The sequence below is a fragment of the Bradyrhizobium sp. LB8.2 genome (genome assembly GCF_040548035.1).
Taxonomy (GTDB): Bacteria; Pseudomonadota; Alphaproteobacteria; order Rhizobiales; family Xanthobacteraceae; genus Bradyrhizobium.
In genome coordinates this window covers 89,948-106,198 of sequence record NZ_JBEPQV010000025.1, presented here as the reverse complement: position 1 = coordinate 106,198, position 16,251 = coordinate 89,948, and the positions used below count along the sequence as shown (strand labels likewise).

At 65.5% G+C, this 16,251-nt stretch carries 13 protein-coding genes; 6 read left to right on the top strand and 7 right to left on the bottom strand.

Going from position 1 to position 16,251, the window contains the following annotated elements; all coding sequences use genetic code 11:
• The first annotated feature begins 21 nt into the window (after positions 1–21).
• Positions 22–981, top strand: a complete 960-nt coding sequence (locus tag ABIB06_RS26880; RefSeq protein ID WP_247443624.1) for a lysylphosphatidylglycerol synthase transmembrane domain-containing protein — start codon at positions 22–24, stop codon at positions 979–981.
• Positions 978–1,997 carry an MraY family glycosyltransferase gene (locus ABIB06_RS26875; RefSeq protein ID WP_354049935.1) on the top strand — a complete coding sequence of 340 codons (1,020 nt, stop codon included), beginning with the start codon at positions 978–980 and terminating at the stop codon, positions 1,995–1,997. The genes ABIB06_RS26880 and ABIB06_RS26875 overlap by 4 nt, the downstream gene beginning before the upstream one ends.
• On the opposite strand, the gene ABIB06_RS26870 is transcribed toward ABIB06_RS26875, so the two are convergent.
• The 6 genes from ABIB06_RS26870 to rfaD form a co-directional block, all read right to left on the bottom strand.
• Positions 1,985–2,932, bottom strand: coding sequence for an NAD-dependent epimerase/dehydratase family protein (locus ABIB06_RS26870; RefSeq protein WP_354049933.1), 948 nt, complete (start codon positions 2,930–2,932; stop codon positions 1,985–1,987). The genes ABIB06_RS26875 and ABIB06_RS26870 overlap by 13 nt on opposite strands.
• Positions 2,929–4,149, bottom strand: coding sequence for a glycosyltransferase family 4 protein (locus ABIB06_RS26865; protein WP_354049932.1), 1,221 nt, complete (start codon positions 4,147–4,149; stop codon positions 2,929–2,931). Before ABIB06_RS26865 ends, ABIB06_RS26870 begins: the two co-directional genes overlap by 4 nt.
• 2 nt (positions 4,150–4,151) lie before the next feature.
• Positions 4,152–6,065, bottom strand: a complete 1,914-nt coding sequence (locus tag ABIB06_RS26860; protein ID WP_354049930.1) for an SDR family NAD(P)-dependent oxidoreductase — start codon at positions 6,063–6,065, stop codon at positions 4,152–4,154.
• 101 nt (positions 6,066–6,166) lie between these two features.
• The gene (locus ABIB06_RS26855) at positions 6,167–7,453 is read right to left on the bottom strand and encodes an O-antigen ligase family protein (RefSeq protein WP_354049929.1); all 1,287 of its coding nucleotides are present in this window, start codon (positions 7,451–7,453) and stop codon (positions 6,167–6,169) included.
• Positions 7,450–8,934, bottom strand: coding sequence for a D-glycero-beta-D-manno-heptose-7-phosphate kinase (gene rfaE1 / locus ABIB06_RS26850; protein ID WP_354049928.1), 1,485 nt, complete (start codon positions 8,932–8,934; stop codon positions 7,450–7,452). Before rfaE1 ends, ABIB06_RS26855 begins: the two co-directional genes overlap by 4 nt.
• An 11-nt stretch (positions 8,935–8,945) precedes the next feature.
• On the bottom strand, positions 8,946–9,926 hold the full coding sequence (gene rfaD / locus ABIB06_RS26845; RefSeq protein WP_354049927.1) for an ADP-glyceromanno-heptose 6-epimerase: 981 nt from the start codon (positions 9,924–9,926) through the stop codon (positions 8,946–8,948).
• A gap of 176 nt (positions 9,927–10,102) precedes the next feature.
• Between rfaD and waaF the strand changes: the two genes are divergently transcribed.
• Positions 10,103–11,173, top strand: coding sequence for a lipopolysaccharide heptosyltransferase II (gene waaF / locus ABIB06_RS26840; RefSeq protein ID WP_354069366.1), 1,071 nt, complete (start codon positions 10,103–10,105; stop codon positions 11,171–11,173).
• A gap of 178 nt (positions 11,174–11,351) precedes the next feature.
• Here the strand turns inward: waaF and ABIB06_RS26835 are convergent, their stop codons facing one another.
• A complete protein-coding gene (locus ABIB06_RS26835; RefSeq protein WP_354069368.1) occupies positions 11,352–12,389 on the bottom strand; it encodes a glycosyltransferase family 4 protein in 1,038 nt (345 codons plus the stop codon).
• A 126-nt stretch (positions 12,390–12,515) separates the two neighbouring features.
• On the opposite strand from ABIB06_RS26835, the gene galE reads away from it, so the two are divergent.
• The 3 genes from galE (at position 12,516) to ABIB06_RS26820 (ending at position 16,188) form a co-directional block, all read left to right on the top strand.
• Complete coding sequence (gene galE, locus ABIB06_RS26830) at positions 12,516–13,529, top strand: UDP-glucose 4-epimerase GalE (RefSeq protein ID WP_354049923.1); 1,014 nt, start codon at positions 12,516–12,518, stop codon at positions 13,527–13,529.
• Between the two features lie 119 nt (positions 13,530–13,648).
• Positions 13,649–15,451, top strand: a complete 1,803-nt coding sequence (locus tag ABIB06_RS26825) for an ABC transporter ATP-binding protein (protein WP_354069370.1) — start codon at positions 13,649–13,651, stop codon at positions 15,449–15,451.
• Between the two features lie 35 nt (positions 15,452–15,486).
• Complete coding sequence (locus ABIB06_RS26820; RefSeq protein WP_247352123.1) at positions 15,487–16,188, top strand: fumarylacetoacetate hydrolase family protein; 702 nt, start codon at positions 15,487–15,489, stop codon at positions 16,186–16,188.
• The last annotated feature ends 63 nt before the right edge of the window (positions 16,189–16,251 follow it).

Here is a 16,251-nt window from a genome sequence, read left to right as displayed (position 1 = left end):
TCCCTTGTTCACGCGGGCGAAATGCGCCGAATCCTGCTGTCGACGGCCAAGATCCTGATTTCCGGAGCGCTGCTCTATTTGGCGCTGCGCAAGGTCGATCTGTCCGAACTGTTTTCGCGTTTCACTGTGACCAGCCTGTTCTGGATCGGCCTGGCAATCGCGATCACGTTCCTGCAAATCTTTGTCGGCGTGCTGCGCTGGCGCGAGATCAGCGCGGAATGCGGCGCGCCGCTCGAGCTCGGCCGGGCCATGCGCTACAACGTGATCGGATCGTTCTTCAACCAGACCCTGCCGTCGGCGATCGGCGGCGATGCGGTCCGGCTCTGGCTCGTCGCGCGCGCGGGCGCCGGCTGGCGCGCTGCGACCTACTCGATCTTCGTCGACCGCGCGATCGGTTTGATCGCGCTCGCGATCATCATCGTCGCGAGCCTACCCTGGAGCTACGCCCTCATCGCCGATCCACACGGGCGCTCGGCGCTGCTGCTCGTCGACCTCGCGGCGCTCGCGGGTGGTCTCGGCTTCCTGGTCTTCGGCGCGCTGAAATGGCACTGGCTGAAAACCTGGTGGGCCACGCATCACATTCACGCCTGTGCCGTGATCGCCAACCGCGTGATCTTCAGCCGCTCGCGCGGACCGGCGGTCGTGATCCTGTCGCTCGCCGTGCATGTGCTGGCCGTCGTGGTCGCCTGGTGCGTCGTGCAGTCGATCGCGGCGCCGGTCGGCTTCAGCGACGTCTTTATGCTCGTACCGCCGGTGATGCTGATCACGATGATGCCGATCTCGATCGCCGGCTGGGGCGTGCGTGAAGCCACCATGGGCCTCGCGTTCGGCTTCGCGGGACTTGCCACCAACGAGGGCGTCAACGTCTCGCTCCTGTTCGGCGCCGTGTACTTCATCGTCGGCGCTATCGGCGGCCTGGTCTGGATCCTCAGCGCGGAGAAAGCCGCGCAGGGGTCGGCGCCGCTCGGGGTGCCGGAGTGAACGCGGCCGTTGACGCGCTCGGCGCCCTGCCCTCGCTGCTTGCCGTTGCCATTGCCGCGCTGGTGTCGGCCGCCATCACCTGGACCAGCCGTCCCCTGCTCCAGCGCTACGCATTGGCGCGCCCCAACGCGCGGTCCTCGCATCGTATCCCGACCCCGCAGGGTGCGGGCATCGCGGTAATCGCCGCGACGCTGCTGGTCGCATCAGCCTGGGCCGCCTGGGCGAACGTCGCGATTCCACCCGCGCTGATCGCTGCGACGATCCTGATCGCCCTGGTCGGATTTGCCGACGACATCGTGTCGCTGCCGGTGCTCGTGCGGCTCGTGCTGCAGGCCGCCGCGGTCGGCGCCGTCGTGTTCACCGCGCCCGAGACCGCGCGCATCGCGCCGGCGCTGCCGCTGGTGCTGGAGCGCGGCCTCATCCTGCTGGCGGGCGTGTGGTTCGTGAACCTCGTCAACTTCATGGACGGGCTCGACCTGATGACGGTGGCGGAAGTCGTGCCCGTCACCGCGGCGCTGCTGCTGCTGGGACTGCTCGGCGATTTGTCGTGGCCGGCCGCGCTGATCGCCGCGGCGATGTGCGGCGCCGTGCTCGGCTTTGCGCCGTTCAACAAGCCGCTCGCAAAAGTCTTCCTGGGCGATGTCGGCAGCCTGCCGATCGGCCTTTTGCTCGGATGGTGCCTGCTCGAGCTCGCCTGGCACGGACAAGCCGCCGCAGCGCTGCTGCTGCCGGCCTATTACCTCGCGGATGCCACCATCACGCTGTTCCGGCGCATCGCGCGCCGCGAACAGTTCTGGTCGGCGCATCGCTCGCACTTCTATCAGCGCGCCACCGACAACGCCTTCACGGTCCCGCAGGTGATTCGCGAAGTGTTCGTGCTCAACCTCGTGCTGGCATTGCTTGCCATCGTCACCGTGCGTGCCGGCGCGATCGCCATCACGCTTCTCTCCCTGCTCGCCGGCGCGATCGCGATCGGATTCGTGCTGCGGCGCTTCTCCCGCCGTCAGGCGTCCTGAGCCGACAGCGCCAGCCGCAGCCCCTCGTCGAGAGACACCGGCGGCTGCCAGCCGGTCGCGGTCGCCTTGGCGAGGTTGAGCTCAAGCGAGCCGATCAGGCTGTCATGCGTATCCTGCCGGCCCATCACGCGCAGCAACGTTCCGAGCAGGTCCGGCGGCACGCCGAACAGCCGCGAGTTCTTGCCGGCAGCCTTGGCCAGCCGCGCGATGAACTCGGGCGTGGAGACCTGCTCCCTGTCGGCCACCAGGAAGATCTCGAAATTGCTCGCGGGATCTGGATGAGAGAGCCGGCGCAGGATGAACGACGACAGGTTCTGCACGGCAAGGAAGGCGCGGTGATTGCGGACCGCGGCAAAGGGCAGTGGCAGCCCGAGGTTCACGGCACGCGTCAGCAGCGCGAAATTGCCCCTGGCGCCGGCACCATAGACCAGCGGCGGCCTGATCACCGAGATCTTCATGGCGCTGTCGCGCGCCAGCGTCTTCAAGCCCGCCTCGGCCGCGGCCTTGGACATGCCGTAGAGACCGCGCGGCGTCAGGATATCGTCCTCGCTGAACGGCGCGCGGCCCTCGTTGCTGCGGCCGTGCACGAGAACTGTGCTGACGAAGATGAACTGGCGCACGCCGGCCGTCGCCGCGCTGCGCGCCAGGTGCAGCGTGCCGGCAATGTTGACGTTGCGGTAGAGCTGGACCGCATGCTCCTCGTGCTTGTGATGCACGCGCGCGGCGAGATGGACCACCGCGTCGACGCCTTGAAGCGCGGCCTGCCAGTCGGTCTCGGGGCCGATCGTCTCGATCACGACCTCGTCGTCCAGGCCTTCCGGGCTGCGCACTGCGCGGCGGACCGACCATCCCTCGCGCGCCAGCGCGGGCACGACATGACGGCCGACGAAACCGCTCGCCCCCGTCACCAGTACGACTGGCTTGGGCTCGTTCATCGTTGCTCCGCCAGTTCGGGGTTGCGCAGCAATTCGTCGACCACGGCGGCATAGGCGTTCATCGCAGTGACGCGATCGAACTTCGCTGCCGCCTTCACCGTGCGCTCCGCAATAGTGACATCGTCGGAGCGAGACGCCGCGCGGATCGCCTCGGCCAGTTGATCGGCACGGCCCGGCGTCACGACCCAGCCCAGCCCGTTCTCCACCACCGTCAACGCGGCCTCGGCCTCCGGCTCGGAGACGAGCACCACGGGACGGCCAACCGCCAGCAGATTGTAGAACCGGCTCGGCACCGACACTCCCGCAACGTCCTTCCGGTACGGAATGATCCAGAGATTGGCCGCCGCCAGGAATGCCTCGAGCTCGGTATCCTCGACCCGCGCCACGAAGGAGACATTGGGCAAGTTCGCTTCGGCCTGCAACTGCGTCAGCCGCTCGAAGCCGATGCCCCAGCCGGAGAGCAGGAAGTGGATGTCCGGATCGTCTTTCAAAAGGCGCGCCGCCTCGAACACGATCTCCGGATCATGGGTGAAGCCGAGATTTCCCGACAGGCCGACAATGAAGCGCGCGCGATGCGCCTTGCGGAACGGATTGTCCGCCTTCACCGGGCGGGGTGCGGGCGCGAGCGTTGCCCAGTTCGGGATGAAGCGGATCTTGTTCCGCGTCATGCCGGAATAGCTCAGCAGCGGCCGTTCCGCATCGCGGCCGATGGTGATGACGGCATTGAGCGCGCGGAACATCAGGCTGTTGGCGGCGCGCATCGTCATGGTCACGATCGAACCGGGCTTGAGCAAGCCCGCCATCACCAGCACGTCGGGGAAGAGGTCGTGCATGATCAGCGCCGAGCGCGCGCCCTTCAGCCTTGCCGCCGCCGCGACCGCATAAGGCAGCATGAACGGCGCGGTGACGGTGAGCACGACGTCACCTCGCCTCAGCTCCCGTGTCAACGCCAGGAACGTGCGGGCCGCGAACAGCAGCTCGGAGATGCCGCGCCGCACCAGCGCCGCCTTGCCCGCGATACGGTTCTTGACGGCGACGACGCGCGGCTTGCCGGGTCCGGTCTGCGACGCCGGCAGCGCGCCGGATGAGCCCGACAGCACCACGACCTCGTGATCACCGGCGATGCGGCAGGCGATCTCGGCCATGATCGCCGCCGTCGTGCTCGGATCAGGCGGGTAATGCTGGCTCGCGACGACGATCTTGCCTCGAGGCTGCATGATCAGGCCGCGGTCGACCCGAATTCCGGAACCGCGTCCTTCAGGATGGTCCTGATGGTGGCGCGATCGTCGCGCGCGATCGCCTGCTCCAGCGCCGCAATCCATTTGCGCAGCGTCTGCATCGGCGGCTCGTTCGGCTGCGCGGCCATGATGCCGGCGACGCCGATCTCGCGGGTCGGCTCCTCGGAGGCGAACAGGATTTCGTGCAGGCGTTCGCCGGGCCGCATGCCCGTGAACACGATTTCGATGTCGTAGCCGGGCTGCAAGCCCGAGAGGCGGATCATGCGCTCGGCGAGATCGACGATCTTTACAGGCTGGCCCATGTTGAGCACGTACACCGACACGTCGGAACGCTGTGTTCCGAGCGCATGCGTTGCCGCCGTGATGACGAGATCGCAGGCCTCGCGAATGGTCATGAAGTAACGGACCATGTCGGGATGCGTGACCGTCACGGGGCCGCCGGCATCGATCTGGGCCTTGAACTTCGGCACCACCGAGCCGTTCGACGCCAGCACATTGCCAAACCGGACCGAGATCAGCCGCATCGACCGCCTTGCGCCGCCGTGACCTGCCGCGAGATCATGGTCGAGCGCCTGGCAATACATCTCGGCGAAGCGCTTGGTGAGGCCGAGCATCGACACCGGCTCGATCGCCTTGTCGGTCGAGATCATCACCATGGCTTCGGCGCCGGCGCTGTGCGCGGCATCGGCAACGTTGATCGAGCCGAAGATGTTGGTCTTGACGCCCTCGCTCCAGTCGCGCTCGAGGATCGGCACGTGCTTGAGCGCGGCGGCATGGAACACGATGTCCGGCTTGAAGTCGGCCATCAGGCGCATGATGCGCTCACGGTCGCGAATGTCGGCGATCCGCCCTTCGATCGAAGCAGCCGTGCCGCGCGCCGCGAGCGCTTCCGTGATCGCGTAGAGCGCGGGCTCGGAATTTTCCACGATCAGGAGGCGCGCCGCGCCGAACGCGACGACACGCTCGCAGATCTCGGAACCGATCGAGCCGCCCCCGCCGGTGACAATCACCGCCTTGCCCTCGATCAGGGCCTCGAGCCGCGCATAGTCGATCGTCTCGCTCGGCCGTAGCAGCAGGTCCTCGACGGCGACGGCAGTGAGCCGCGGCGTGTCGCCGCTCTCGAGCGAGGGCATGCGGCTCACGATCACGCCGAGCTTGCGCGCCCGCATCAGGATCGATTCGGGATGGGCCTCCGCCTCGAATGCCGTCGGCGTCATCACCACGCGCGCGATCGGCTTGCCGCGCTTGGCGAAGTCGGCGACGACATCCTCGATGTCATCGACGCCGCCCAGAACCGGGACGTTGCGGATGGACTGGCCGCGATCGGAACTCGACGGCGACAGCACGCCGACCGGCCAGATCCGCTTGATCGCCCCGCTCTCGATTCCGCGCAACAGCACCTCGGCATCCGCGGCGCGGCCGATCAGTAGTGTCGGCGCGGCATCCCCGATGCGGGCCTGACGCCGCACCCGCGTATAGCGGAAATAACGGTAGGCCATGCGCAACGCGCTGAGGAAGGAGATCTCGATGAACCAATAGAGGACGATCGTCACTTTGCCGAGGAAGAAGGCGCCGCGGACATTGGGGGCGACGAAGATGTAGTCGAGCACCAGGAGCGCAACCGTCAGCACGGTCGCGACGCGGATGATGTTCAGCGCGTCGGGCAGCGAGATGAAGCGCCATTTCGTCGTGGTCAGGTTGAAGACGAAGAACACGACCACGCTGAAGGCGAGGAAATAGGGCAGGATCTGGATCAGCAGCGGCAGGCGGTCGAAGAAACCTTCGCCGCCCTCGAAGCGCAGATAGAAGGCAGCGAACAGCGCCGCCGTGGTCGCCAGCAGGTCGTGGAGCGCGATGAAGAAATTGCGCAAGGTGAGATGCGAAAGACGCGTCATCCGCTGACCGATGAAAATCCAGTTAGGTGCAACCTGACCGCGCTGATAACCCATCTCGGCAAGACATGCCAGTCAAGGCTTGCTGCTCAACGCCCGGCCGTTCAGGAACCGGCTTCCGCCGCCTTCGTCTCGGCCTGCTGGGCCCGGATCACCATGCCGCCGGCAACGCCGACACCGATGACGTACATCCAGCCCTCGTGGAAGTCGAACAGATGGGAGTTGAACAACGAGGTGAATACGTTCTGGACCACGACCAGCAGGCCGATCCAGTTTGCAAGGCCATCGCCGCGAAACAACAGAAGGTGCACGATCCAGATCGTGTAGAGGACAGCGATGCCGATGACGCCCCATTGCACGGCGACATGCAGCGTCTGATTATGCGGATTCGGAAAGACCCTGACGCCATGGACCCATTCCTCGCCTTTGGAAACCTTGTCGAACAGCCCATAGCCGGACCCCGTCCCGTGCCCTGCCACTGGAGCTTGCGCAAAGAACTGGATTGAATTCTGCCAGTACACAAGTCGCTCGCCCATGGACGTCGGGACCTTCTCCTGGGTGTAAAGCCGATAGTCGCGCGAAAACGTGTCTACGGTCTTGCGCAATTGCGGCGACGCCAGCCAGGCGATTGCGGCTCCGGCGAGCAGGACGGCGGAGATGATCGCGATGCTGCGCCATGTCAGGTGAAGCAACGCGAACACGGCGAGCATGATCGGCACGGTGACGAGCGCGGTACGGGATACCACCACGAAGGCCATATTGACGAAGAAGCTCAGCGCCAGAGCCGTCAACAGGCCGGCGAGCCAGTAGCGCTTGTCACGCAGCAGGACCACGACCGGATAGGCCAGCGCGATCGCGCAGAGCGTGAACTCCTGGCTCTGGTCGATGTAGTTCTTGACGAAGACGCCCCGCTCGAGGGGATCACCGGGTTTCAGCGACAGGCCGGGGTAGAAGGCCACCAGCCAGGACATCACCGACAGCAAGGCGCAGGATGCGAGGAACGCGATGAAGACCCAGTGTCCGCGCTTCGAACGCTCGAAATGATACAGGAGGACGGGAATCACGAGCAGCTTGACCGTCGGACCGACCGCGTAGAAGCGCGTGCCCCAGGCTGCGTCCGACCACAGCGTCCCCGCCAGCGCAAGCAGAAACAGCGCGATCGGCGCCGCGCAGATCGGACGTTTCAGCGAATGCAGGAATGCCTTGAAATCGAGGAACGGCACCATGCAGATCAGGAACGCGGCGTTGAAGATCGCCGTGAGCGAGGTCGACCAGGGCAGCGAGGCCGCGGTCAGGATCGCGAACACGTCCACCGTCTCGCACCAGGCCACCGGACTGCGCAGACGCCGCCACAGCGCCTGGCCGGTCGTCTCCCCCGCGAGTGTCGTCACTTGCCCTCTCCTCGCGCGCGATGAACCAGCGCCGTCGTGCTGAAGCCCTGGAGAATGTCGACCAGCACGACCGTCCCGCCCGCGGCTTCGACGACTTCATGGCCAACCACCTGCTCGCGGGTGTAATCGCCCCCTTTGATCAGCGCGCTCGGCTTGATGCGGGTGATCAGGTCGATCGGCGTATCCTCATCGAAAATAACGACGAGATCGACGGCTTCGAGCGCCGCCAGCACTTCCGCACGCGCCCGCTCGTCCTGAACCGGGCGGTCGGCGCCCTTCAGCCGCCGCACCGAGGCGTCGCTGTTCAGCCCTACGATCAGGCGGTCGCAGGCGGAGCGCGCGGCCGTCAGCACCTTGACGTGGCCGGGATGCAGGATATCGAAGCAGCCATTGGTGAAGCCGACGCGCTGGCCTTGCTTCTTCCATTCCGCGAGCTGTGCGTCGAGCGCGCCGGGCTCGAGCATGATCTTCTCCTCGGCTGCGAGATAGGCATGCGGCAATATCTTTCGCTTCAGCTCGGCCGCACTCACGCTGGCGGTGCCCTGCTTGCCGACGGCGACGGCGGCCGCGGCACTGGCCATGCGCAGCGCCGTGTCCCAGTCCGCGCCGGTGGCAAGCGACACCGCGAGTGCCGCGGCAACGGTGTCGCCGGCGCCGGAGACGTCGCGCACCTTGACCGGAAACGCCGGAACGTGAACGGCCTCGCCGTTGCGCGGCACCAGCGTCATGCCGTGCTCGCCTTGCGTGACCAGGATCGCTTCGCAATCGGCGAGCCGCATCACGTCCTCGCTTGCATCGACGATGCTTTGTGAGGTGTCGGCGCGGCTTCTAGTCGCCTCCGAAAATTCCTTGCGATTGGGCGTGAGGAGCGTCGCGCCGCGATAAATCGCCCAATTGAGACTCTTCGGATCGACGATGACGGGCTTGCCGAGCTTTCGCGCGGCGTCGATGGTGTGGCGGATGACGCGGGCGGTCAGCACGCCCTTGGCATAGTCGGAGAGCAGCACGATGTCGGCGCGCGCGATCTGCGGCAGGATTGCTTCGATCAGCCTGGTCTCGATCGTATCGGAGGCGGGCTGTGCCTGCTCCCAATCCGCACGCAGCATGTGCGTGGAAAAATGCTCGGAGACGAAGCGGACCTTTCGCGTGGTCGGGCGCGAGGGATCGCACACCAGCACGCTTTCGATGGCACCCTGCTGCGCAAGCGCCGAGGCGAGCTGCCTGCCCGCCTCGTCCTCGCCGACGAGGCCGACGAAGATGCAGCGCGCGCCGAGGGAAGCGACGTTGCGCGCGACATTGCCGGCACCGCCGATATGGATCTCGCTGCGCTGTGCGGCGAGGACAGGCGCCGGCGCTTCCGGCGAGATCCGCGACACCTCGCCATAGACGAATTCGTCCAGCATGATGTCGCCGATGCACAGCACCGTGCGGCCTGAGATGGCTTGCGCGAGGGCATCGAAATCGAGAATGGGCGTCGGCATGGTGATAGGCCTCAGCGGAAGCGGTCGGGCCGGTCGAGGTAATCCCCGACATAGGCCTTCACCGCGTCCTCGAGCGTCGTGAAACCACCATTATAGCCGGCGCAATGGAGGCGATCGACCTCGCTCTGGGTGAAGTACTGGTAGCCGCCGCGGATTTGCTCGGGCATGTCGATATATTCGATGTTGGGCCTCGCGCCGAGCGCGGAATAGGCCGCGAGCATCAGATCCCTGAAGCTGCGTGCCTTGCCGGTGCCGACGTTGAAGATGCCGGACACCGACGGCGTCGCCAGCAGCCACATGACGACGCGCACGACGTCGTCGACATAGATGAAATCGCGGCGCTGATCGCCGTCGGCGATGCCCTCGCGGTGCGACTTGAACAATTGCACGACGCGGCCCGCTTTGACGTCGTCGAAGCGGCGCGCAAGCACGCTCGTCATCGAGCCCTTGTGGTATTCGTTGGGGCCGAACACGTTGAAGAATTTCAGGCCGGCCCATTGCGGCGGCAGCTTCTCGCCGTTCGCTGCGCGCTCGGCGACGGCGAGATCGAACAGGTGCTTGCTCCAGCCATAGAGATTCATCGGCCGCAGTTTCTTCAGCGCAGGCACAGAGCTGTCGTCGTCAAATCCTGCCTCGCCGTCGCCATAGGTCGCCGCCGAGGAGGCGTAGATCAACGGCACCGCATTCGCCGTGCACCAGTCCAGGAGGCGCATCGACAGGCGGAAGTTGGTCTCGAATACGAGGTCGCCGTCGGTCGCGGTGGTCGCGGAAATCGCCCCGAGATGGATCATGGCATCGAGCTTGCGGCCCTTCAGCCAGTCCGGCAGCTCAGCCGGCGGCACGATATCCACAAGCTGCCGCTTGGCGAGGTTGCGCCATTTGCCGTCGTTACCGAGGAAATCACAAACCACGACGTCGCTACGGCCGGCCTCGTTCAGCGCGGCGACGACATTCGATCCGATAAAACCGGCCCCGCCGGTCACCAGCAACATTCCAACTTCCCCGCCAGATTTCGCCTGCCCGAAGTTTTGCGGCCCGGTCCTGCCCTAGCGCATGATCCGCCAAAGTGTAAGCGGTTTTGGGATTGCCGCTCCTGCCGGCTTTACCTGCCGGCCCGGAGCGGCTAACCGAACCGCCACATCAGCGAACCCACGGTCCGATATAACGAATGAACAAAGATTCGCAATTTGGCGGAGATACAGATCGGAGCGACACCCGGCCGATCCTGATCGTCCCGTACATGTGGATCGGCGATTTCGTCCGGAATCACACCGTGGTGCGGGTCCTGAAGGAGCGCTGGCCGAACCGGCCGATCGATCTTCTGACGACATCCCTGTGCGCTCCTCTGGTCGACTACATGCCCGGCGTGCGCGAGGGCGTCGTCTGGGACCTGCCGCGCAGCCAACTCGCCGTGGGCCGCCAGCTCGGCTTGGCGAAGCTCCTGCGCGAGCGGAACTACGGCACCGCCCTGGTGCTGCCCCGGACCTGGAAGGCCGCCATCGCGCCCGCTTTGGCCGGGATTCCGGAAAGGGTCGGCTTCGTCGGCGAATTCCGGTTCGGCCTGCTCAACCGCTGGCGCTGGGGCGAAAAGAAACTGCCCCGCTTCATCGACAAGAACGCCGCCCTCGCCCAGCCCGACGGCGCCCCCCTGCCGGCGGAATGGCCGGTGCCGCAATTGCGGGTCCCGGCCGGGGACATCGTCCGCTGGCGGCAGGCCAACGGCCTCAGTGCCGGCGCGGCCGTAGCGCTCGCCCCCGGCTCGGTCGGGGCGTCAAAGCGCTGGACCTACTATCCCGAGGCCGCCCGCTTGCTGGCCGCGCGCGGCTTTGAGGTCTGGGTGGTCGGCGGCCCCGGGGAAAAGGGCCTGGCCCAGGAGATCGTCGCGGCCGGCGACCCGGGGGTCCGGGACCTCACCGGCAACGATCTGCGCAACGGCGTGCTGGCCATGGCCGCGGCCGGCATCGCAATCTCCAACGATTCCGGCCTGATGCACATCGCCGCCGCCCTGGGCACGCCGACCATGGGCATCTTCGGCCCGACCAGCCCCTACCTCTGGGCCCCCCTCAACGGCCTCGCAGCGACCGTGGTCCAGGACAAGAGCGTGCTGTCATGCCAGCCCTGCCAGAGCACGATCTGCAAGATGAACGACCACCGCTGCATGCGGGATATTGCGGCGAACGAGGTGGTGGAGATTGCGGAGCGGGTGCTGGGTGAGGCTGGGATGCGGACCATGACCTGAAGGCCGTCGAGGCTGCGCCGACGATGACATCATGCGGTGTTTTGCCCGACGAGTCAAAACCATTTCGTAAAATCAGTAACACGTGACGCTAGCCGCCAAGCCATTGATTTCACTATCATCGGCTACTGTGCATGGGGTTGTTTTCGCGGTTTTTGTTTGCGGTCACGACAGCGCCGGCTCAGAGCAGCGGCTGATAGACCTCGCCGATACTCGCCGCTTCCGCATCGAGGCTGAATCGTTCGAGCACCCGTGCCCGCCCGCGCTCGCCCATCTCCGTTGCAGCGGCCACATCGCCCATCAGCGGCTCCAGCGCTGCTGCCAGCGCATCCGCGTCACCGGTCGGGATCAGCACACCGGTCACGCCATCCTCGACCACGAGCTCGGCCGCGCCGGCGCGCGCGGCGACCAGTGCGCTGCCGGCCGCCATCGCCTCGATCAGCGTCAGGCCAAAGCCTTCGTTGCGTGAGGTGAAGGCGTAGATGGTCAGTCGCTGATACCAGCGCTGCACCGCCTCGATCGGCAGCTCGCCGGTGATGACGATGCGCGATTGCAGGCCCACGGCCTCGATCCGCTTCTTCAGGTCGTTCGCAAAGGGAGTTTGCTCGGGCGTGACCTGTCCGACGATAACAGCGGTGAAATCTGGATAGCGCGGCAGCAAGCGGCACATCGCATCGACAAACAAATCAGTGCCCTTCTGCGCGCGCACGCGGCCGAAGCAGCCGATCGCATAGCGGCCCGGCAGAGCGGCTTCCCCGAACGCGGCGGCGCGATCGAGCGGCGGCGCATAGACGTCAGTGTCGACCCCATGCGGGATCACCGTCGCCTGCACTTTCAGGAACGAGGCCGAGAGATCCGAGGTCGCGATGATCGCGTCCATGCGCCGGATCAGCCAGCGCGTGATCCAGCTATGGTGCCGCTGTGCTGCGGAGGTAAAGACCAGTTTCAACGGCCAGCCGAGCGCACGCAGCACGACGCCCGCGATCATCTCGTTGTTGCGCCGCGCATGCCAGATCAAGGGCTGCTTGCGGCGCCACAATTTCAGGAGATCGGCACTGCTCAGCCGCGCGATCCCCTCCGGCGCGTCGGACCCGAACCACGCGGCGCGAAACAGCTTTGCCAGCCGCGGCGCCACCATCCGGTTGGTCGCGGTGACCCCGGAATAGCGCCTGTGCAGATTTGGCACGATCACGTCGAGATCGCTCGGGGAATTCGCCACGTCACGCTCCGCTTCGTTGGCCCCCTATACGCAACATTAAGCATAGTGACCAGTTCAGCCGCGCCGATACCCCCTCTTCACCACGCAGACGTTAACTTGCAGCGTTGACCGAAGACGGGTGAGACCATGACTGTGCTAGTCACCGGCGGCGCCGGCTATATCGGAAGTCACACGGTTCTGGCGCTGGCGGAAGCCGGCGAGGACGTCGTCGTGATCGACGATCTCTCCACCGGTTTCTCCGCGTATCTGCCCGAAGGCGTGCCGCTGTTCATTGGCGATGCCGGCGACGAGAACCTGCTCGAAGGCGTGATCGCCCAGCACAATATCGAGAGCATCATCCATTTCGCGGGCTCGGTGGTCGTGCCGGATTCGATGCGCGATCCGCTCGGCTATTACCGCAACAATTTCATGACCGCCCGCAACCTGCTCAACGTCGCAGTCAAGCGCGGCATCAACCGCTTCATCTTCTCCTCGACCGCCGCCGTCTACGGCAATCCGGACCTGGTGCCGGTGCCCGAACACGCGCCGACGCGTCCGCTGTCGCCCTACGGTTCGTCGAAGCTGATGACCGAGATCATGCTGCACGACGTCGCCGCCGCCTACGGCATGCAATACGTGACCTTGCGCTACTTCAACGTTGCGGGTGCCGATCCGCAGGCCCGCATCGGCCTCGCAACCGTCGGTGCTACGCATCTGCTCAAGATCGCAGTGGAAGCCGCGACCGGCCAGCGTGCCAAGATCGACGTTTTCGGCACCGACTATCCGACCCAGGACGGCAGCTGCATTCGCGACTTCATCCACGTCACGGACCTGTCGCAGGCGCATCGCTCGGCGCTCGCATATTTGCGCAATGGCGGCGCCTCGACGACGCTGAATTGCGGCTATGGCCGCGGCTATTCCGTGCTGGAAACCATCGACGCGGTACGCCGGGTATCCGGCCGCAGCTTTGCCGTGCAATACGCCCCGCGCCGGTCCGGCGACATCATGACCATGGTCGCCGACACCAGCCGCATCCGCAGCCTGCTCGACTGGAAGCCGCAATACGACGACCTCGAGACCATCGCCGCGCATGCGCTGGCGTGGGAGGACAAGCTGTTCCGCGAGCACCACGGCGAACTCCGCCACGCCGCCTCGGCCTAGATTCCATCCGGGCGCAAGTCCTTAATTGGGCTTGAAAAGCGCGGCTTTAGCGGGCACAGAGGCCGTTCGATCCCTGACGCGCGGGCAGGCTTTTTTCCTGTGCCGTCAATGGACTACGGATGGCCCAGTTTCCAAAGAAAATCACCGACGATCCCTATGCGGCAGCGGTCCTCGTTCGCCGCCTTGTCACGGAACAAGGGGTCATCTACTGGCGGCGTTACCTCGTCGCCTTCGCGCTGATGGCGCTTGCCGCCGGATCGACCGCGGGCGCGACCTACGTGCTCGGCCAGGTCATCAACCAGGCCTATGTCGACAAGAACATCCCGGGCATCGCGATGTTCTCGGGCATCACGGTGATCCTGCTCTTCATCAAGGGCGTGGCGACTTACGGCCACATGGTGATCCTGACCAAGATCTCCAACGCCATCCTCGCCACCAACCAGCGCCAGCTGTTCGCCAAGCTGATGCGCGAGAGCGTCGGATTCTTCTCCGAGCGGCATTCGTCGGAATTTTTGGCGCGGCTGACGGCCGGAGCAAAGTCCATCACCGATGTCCTCAACATGCTGGTCAACGCCGTCGGGCGCGACCTCATGATGCTGCTCGCCATGATCGGCGTGATGGTGTGGCAGGACCCGGTGATGTCGTTCATCGGCCTCGTCGTGGTGCCGCCGGCGATGCTGGTGCTGCGCAAGCTGGTCAAGCGCATCAAGGGCCTCGCCTATAACCAGTTCACCGGCACCGCCGACATCCTGGAGACGATGCAGGAATCGCTGCAAGGCATCCGCACAGTCAAGGCGTTCACGCTCGAAGACACCATGCAGAACCGCATCGACGAGAACATCGCGATCGTCGAGCGCAACGCCAACAAGATGGCCCGCGTCGCCAACCGCTCCAACCCGCTGATGGAGATGCTCGGCGGCTTCGCGGTCGCCGGCTGCCTGCTTTATGGCGGCTATAGCGTGGTCGCGCTCAACGCCACGCCCGGCGCGTTCTTCTCGTTCATGACCGCGTTCCTGATGGCGACCGAGCCAGCCAAGCGGCTGGCGCGGCTCAACATCGACCTCAACAGCCAGCTCGTCGGCGCCCGCATGCTGCTCGAAGTCGTCGACAGCCCCGCGAGCGAGCACTCTGACGACGACAAGCCGGCGCTGAAACTGTCGGATGCACGCATCGAGCTCAACGACGTCAGCTTCTCTTACCGGACCGGCGAGACCGTTCTCAACCGCATGAGTTTCGTTGCCGAGCCCGGCAAGGTCACCGCATTGGTCGGCCCCTCCGGCGGCGGCAAGTCGACCGTGCTGGCGCTGCTGCTGCGCTTCTACGAGGTGACTCAAGGCGACATCGTGATCGACGGCCAGTCGATCGGCTTGATCTCGCGCAAATCGCTTCGCGCACAGACCGCCTATGTCGGTCAGGACGTCTATCTGTTCCGCGACACCATCCGCAGCAACATCGCCTTCGGCCGGTCTGGTGCGACCGAAGAACAAATCATCGATGCTGCGAAAGCAGCCTGCGCGCATGATTTCATCATGGGCTTCCCGCTCGGCTACGACACGCCGGTCGGCGAGCACGGCACGCAGCTGTCCGGCGGCCAGCGCCAGCGCATCGCGGTTGCGCGCGCGCTGATCAAGAACGCGCCGATCATCCTGCTTGACGAAGCCACCGCCGCGCTCGATTCCGAGTCCGAGCGGCAAGTGCAGGAGGCGATCGAGCATCTCTGCCAGAACCGCACCACCATCGTGATCGCGCACCGCCTGCACACCATCATGCACGCGGATGCGATCCTGGTGGTCGAGGGCGGCGAGATCGTCGAGCAGGGCCGGCATGACGAGCTGCTCCGCCGCGGCGGCCGCTACGCCTCGTTCTTCCGCCTGCAGCATCACGACGCCGGTGCTCTGGCGCCGATCAGCGCAACCGCATAGAGTTCCCTTCACCCCAAGAGCAGCGAGACCGCTTCATGAACGCCGCCTCCTACGTCATCCCGCTTCCGACCCAGGCATCGCTTCCCGTCGTCGGGGAAAGCGGTCGTTATCCCGTGCGCCGCATCTGGTGTGTCGGCCGCAACTATCTCGAGCACATCCGCGAGATGGGCAACGACGAGCGCGCCCCGCCGTTCTTCTTCGCCAAGCACGCCGACATGCTGGTGCCTGACGGCGCCACCATTCCCTATCCGCCGCTGACCAAGGATCTCCATCACGAGGTCGAGCTGATCGTCGCGATGAAAAGCGGCGGCCTCAACATCCCCGCCGACAAGGCGCTCGACCATGTCTACGGCTACGCCGTCGGCATCGATCTCACCCGCCGCGACCTCCAGATCGCCTCGCGCAAGAAGGAGCGTCCGTGGGAGGTCGGCAAGTCGTTCGACGGCTCCGCCCCTTGCTCTGCGGTGCAGCCGGCATCGAAGATCGGCCATCCCGCCAAGGGCAAGATCTGGCTCACGGTCAACGGCAAGGAAGCGCAGAAGGGCGACCTTACCGAGCTGATCTGGAACGTGCCTGAGATCATCTGGCAGCTCTCGCAGCAGGTGAAGCTCGCCGCCGGCGACATCATCATGACGGGCACACCGGCCGGCGTATCGCAGCTCCAGCCCGGCGACAAGCTCGAATGCGGCGTCGACGGCGTCGGCACGCTGAAGGTGAGCATCGGTCAGCCGGAATAAGGCTGAGCTGGAGATCACAGGAAAGCAAAGCCCCGGGCATCACGTCCGGGGCTTTTTGCGGAT